The following is a 3,341-nucleotide window of genomic DNA, read 5'->3' as shown; positions in this document are numbered from 1 at the left end:
CTTCGGGGCGAGGCCGGGCCGGGGGTGGGGCCAGGCGGCCCCCCTTGAAGCCGCGCAGGTACACGTAGCGGCGGAAGTCGCGCAGGAAGGCGTCCACGGGCAGGCCGATGGACTCCTGGAAGCCGCCGACGAAGTCCTGGCCCCGGCGCATGGCGGCGAGGACGCCCCGGACGCGCGTCTCGCCGTAGCGTTCCATGAGGAAGGTGAAGGCGTGGTGGGCGGCGCCGTACACGGTGGCGTTCTCGGTCTCGTAGAGGGACTCGGCGCGCGCGATGGGATCCGCCTGGGGGTATTCGTGGAGGAAGCGGGCCAGGTCCTCCAGGCTGGGGACGCGGTAGCCCTGGCCGGCGGTGTAGGAGGCCATGCCCTCGCTGAACCACAGGGGGATGCCCTTCTTCGTCCAGTCCGACACGCTGGCGGACGCCTGCCACATGAGGCTGTGGGTGAGCTCGTGCAGGAGCAGCTCGTCCACCTGCTTCTGCGTGGCGCCGGCGCTCGTCCACGTGCGGGGGCTCTGGACCTCCACCTGCTCGTAGCGGGCCCAGGCGCGCAGGAAGTCGTAGCCGGGCCGGTGGGCGGCGCGCTCCAGGGCGGCGTGGTTGGGGTGGATGATCAGGGTGACGGGCTCCTGGAAGGTGCCCCAGCGGGCCAGGCGGGGACCGGCGTGCTCCACCGCGCGGCGGACCATGTCCGCGGACTGGGCGTCCTTCGCGGAGTGCGCGAAGAGGAAATCACCGCCGGGCAGCGCCAGCGTGGCGGCGGGATTGACGGCCTTCTGGGGCACGGAGGCGCAGGCGGAAAGGAGGACCGTCGTCCCGAGCAGGGCGGGCAGCAGGCTCCATCGTCCGGTACCGCCCACCCGCATCCCACGTCCCTTCAGTCGGCGCCCAGCCAGCGCACCACGGCGCGGCCCACGTCCGCGACGGTGGAGAACGACGCTACCTCCGGGGCGTTGGGGCCGAAGTAGAGCATGGGCACGGCGTGCACGGTGTGTCCTCGAACCGACAGGTCCTCCACGTTGCCGTGGTCACTGCACACCAACACGCGCGCGTCGTGTGGCCGTGAGGCGGCCACTGCGCGCAGGAAGGCGTCGAAGGTGTCGAGCGCCAGGCGGGCGGCCGTGAAGTCCTGCGCGTGGCCGGCCTCGTCGGCGAGGTAGTGCTCGAAGAAGGTGAAGTCCGCCTGGCCCGCGATGCGCCAGAAGAGGGCCGCGGCTTCGCCCGGCGTGCGGTGGGGCACGTCCAGTCCGTGCGCGCGCGCGTTGGCGCCGGTGATGTCGTGGGTGAGGCCGTCATCCGCCCGCGCATCGTCCAGCGTGCGCAGGGGTTCGCCGCCCGCGGCGAAGGCGAGCTTCGCGGCGGAGGGGCGCACCTTGCGCGCGGCGCGTTCGGACAGCGCGAACTCCGGCGGGGACGTGGACGGGCGCCGGGGAACGCCGAGCGCGTCCAGGTACGGCGCGGGGTACGCGTTGGCGAAGGTGGCCGTGCGGCCCGCGGCCTTGAGGCGCCGCACGATGGAGCGCTCCGCGAGCAGCTCCCGCAGGGCGGTGTTGGGGTAGCCCAGCACATGGCCACCCACGAGGACGGGGGCGGGGTCGCCGGTGAGGATGGCCGTCTGGTTGGAGGCGGACTGGGGACGGCCGGGCACGCCGAAGGTGGGGTCCACCGCGAGGCCCAGGCCGCCGTGGGGCAGGACGGGGGCGGGGGCGTCCTGGAACCAGGCCAGGAGGTGGTCGCGGTCCGCGAGCGGGTTCACGGCCGGGTCCTTCCGTCCGATGCCCACCCCATCGATGAACAGGACCGCGACGCGCACGGCCTGGGACTGTATCCTCGAATCCGACACGCATGGCGATCCACGGCGACCTCTTCAGCTACCCGCTCCCCGAGTTCCTTCAATGGCTGGACAGCTCCCGCAAGACGGGGACGTTGCAGCTGTCGTGGGAGGCGGGCGAGCGCAAGTTGTTCCTCCTGTCCGGCCAGGTGGGCGCCACCGCGAGCGAAGGCCTGCGCGGCCGGGTGGCCCGCCTGCTGTCATTGCCGAAGCTGGCCACGGGCACGCGCGTGCTGGCGGCCTTCGACGAGCTGGCGCGAACGCCGGACGTGGACGCGGCCTTCGACGCGCACGGCGTGCAGGCCCGATGGGTGCGCGACCTGGGCCGCGAGGAGCTGTTCGCGGCGATGACGGACCTGACCATCGCGGGGCAGGGCACGTTCCACTGGACGGAGGACGCGGACCGCACCGGTGAGGACTGGGTGCCGTCCGACATGAGCATCCGCGAGCTGCTCTTCGAATCCCTGCGCTGGGTGGACGAGCAGGGGGACGTGGACAAGGCGCTGCCCATCGACGCGCTGAGCGTGAAGGCGCTGGCGCCGCCCAGCCCCAGCCAGCCCCTGATGCACCGGATCATCCTGGCGCTGACGACGACGCCGCAGAACCTGGGGCGGCTGCGGCTGTCCATGGGCGTGTCGCGCTCGTCGGTGACGCGCCGGGTGCATGAGCTGCTGCGCGCGAAGCTGGTGGAGGTGGACGGCGCGCCACAGGTGGAGGCCGACCCCGTGGCGGAGATGCTGGAGAAGGGCGCGGTGCTGATGCGCGAGGGCCAGTACGACGCGGCCGGCATCGTGTGCGCGTCGCTGCTGGCCAGCGACCCCGCGGACCGGCGCGTGCGTGAGTTCGCGCGCCTGGTGCAGCGCGAGCACGTGGCCGCGCTCTACGCGGACCTGCCGCCACTGGTGGTGCCGCGGCTCATCCAGTCCCCGCAGACGATGGTGATGCTCAAGCCGGAGGAGCGGCAGATCGCCGGGCTCATCAGCGGGACGTGGGACGTGTCCACGCTGGTGTTGGCCAGCCCCGCGCGCGAGCTGGAGACGCTCAAGACGCTGGCGAAGCTGCACCGCATGGGGCTGCTGGAGCTCGCGTATCCGCGCTGACCTGGGGCCGGTGGGCACGGCTTGCAAGCCGTGCCCGGGGCCGTGCGTCACCCGGCGGTCGGAAGCCCCACGGCGTTGAGCCGCACGAAGACCTGCATCAGGACGTAGAGCGCGAAGGCCGCGTCGTCCACGCGCAGCTGCGGCAGCGTGGACAGGCCCTGCAGCCGCAGCAGGTCCGAGCCGTCCACGTGGAGCAGGAAGGCCTGCTGGGCCAGGGAGCCTTCACCCGCGAACGCCATGGCGCGACGGACGGCGTCGGTGCAGGCGGTGACACAGGTGGTGTAGTCCCCCGCGATGAAGGCGGCCTCCGCGGCCCGGGCGTGGTCGAAGAGGTCTCCGGGCGCCAGCGCGCTCGTGGGCCCCAGCACCTTGCTGCCCGTGTTCGCGGAGACGACGGGCACGGCGGCGGGC

At 72.9% G+C, this 3,341-nt stretch carries 3 protein-coding genes and 1 pseudogene; 1 reads left to right on the top strand and 3 read right to left on the bottom strand.

Annotated elements, in window-relative coordinates; all coding sequences use genetic code 11:
* Positions 1-865: hypothetical protein (locus D7W79_RS40490; RefSeq protein WP_120530538.1), on the bottom strand; the 865-nt coding region annotated here is incomplete at its 3' end.
* An 11-nt stretch (positions 866-876) separates the two neighbouring features.
* Positions 877-1,812 (bottom strand): metalloenzyme, encoded by a 936-nt coding sequence (locus D7W79_RS40485; RefSeq protein WP_120530537.1) that lies wholly within the window; start codon positions 1,810-1,812, stop codon positions 877-879.
* A gap of 32 nt (positions 1,813-1,844) precedes the next feature.
* On the opposite strand from D7W79_RS40485, the gene D7W79_RS40480 reads away from it, so the two are divergent.
* The gene (locus D7W79_RS40480) at positions 1,845-2,930 is read left to right on the top strand and encodes a DUF4388 domain-containing protein (protein ID WP_120530536.1); all 1,086 of its coding nucleotides are present in this window, start codon (positions 1,845-1,847) and stop codon (positions 2,928-2,930) included.
* A gap of 47 nt (positions 2,931-2,977) precedes the next feature.
* Here D7W79_RS40480 and D7W79_RS40475 read toward each other — a convergent pair.
* A pseudogene (locus tag D7W79_RS40475) lies at positions 2,978-3,341 on the bottom strand (GTP-binding protein); the annotation flags it as partial.

The sequence above is a fragment of the Corallococcus exercitus genome, assembly GCF_003611585.1.
Classification (GTDB): Bacteria; Myxococcota; Myxococcia; order Myxococcales; family Myxococcaceae; genus Corallococcus; species Corallococcus exercitus.
The sequence above is the reverse complement of the archived record's forward strand: the minus strand, read 5'-3'. Positions and strand labels throughout refer to the sequence as shown.